Annotated in this window: 2 protein-coding genes; both read right to left on the bottom strand. The window is 44.6% G+C overall.

The window, feature by feature from the left end:
- On the bottom strand, positions 1-644 hold a 644-nt coding region (locus tag QVO88_RS05770; RefSeq protein WP_288177810.1), incomplete at its 3' end, for a CHAP domain-containing protein.
- Positions 645-647: 3 nt separating this feature from the next.
- On the bottom strand, positions 648-812 hold the full coding sequence (locus QVO88_RS12310; RefSeq protein WP_369678565.1) for a phage holin family protein: 165 nt from the start codon (positions 810-812) through the stop codon (positions 648-650).

The following is an 812-nucleotide window of genomic DNA, read 5'->3' as shown; positions in this document are numbered from 1 at the left end:
TTGATGAAGTTCACGCCTGCAATGCCGTTCTCGCTGTACCCCCACTTTTTCAGCAGGGTATTAACTGCCTTTGCAGTACCTTTTCCATATGTACCGTTCTTGTCCATACCTACGTTGTGAAGCTTGACCGCCTTTGCAATAAGCAGCAGCTCCTTGAGCGCAAGCACACCGTTTGTTTTGTTGCCCTGCTTGTAACCTGTCTTGTCAAGCACTTTCGCACTTATCTTGCTCTGCTTCTTTGGTCTCAGGAAGCCTGCAATGTGGTCATAAGTATGCTTGACCTTAGTGCAGGCTTTTCCGCTCCAGTTCTGGTCATACGAATAAAAATAACTCGTGTTGCCCTCACCGGTGCAGATTGCTATGTGACCCCAGCCACCATTCAACGTGCCTGACCATATCGCTACATCGCCCTTTTTCGGCACGAAACTTGGCGTGTTCTTTACCTTTGTGAAATTCGCTTTCAGCCAAGTATTTTTGTCAAACAAATCCCAAAAGTGATGTGCGTCATACCAGAAATTCTTGATACCTGAGCCGAAGACCTCGTTGAAATATGCCGTTGCAAGGTCTACACACTGTTTGCCTGCTGCGCCGTCATAGTTAACAGCTACACCATTGTGCTTCTTGATAAACTCATCATATGTCATTTTCTATTCCTCACTTTCGTTTGTATCTTCGTTTGTATCCACTTTGTTTTCCACTGTGATTTTCAGTTTGTGTACGATTTTCACCAAGAATGACGGCAGTGGTATACCTATCACCGCAAGATTTTCCAAGATAGAAATACACTCGTTGATGATAAACCATATCGTCAC

It is taken from the genome of Ruminococcus sp. CAG:57, from assembly GCF_000435935.1.
In the GTDB taxonomy this organism is placed as follows: domain Bacteria; phylum Bacillota; class Clostridia; order Oscillospirales; family Ruminococcaceae; genus Hominimerdicola; species Hominimerdicola aceti.
The sequence above is the reverse complement of the archived record's forward strand: the minus strand, read 5'-3'. Positions and strand labels throughout refer to the sequence as shown.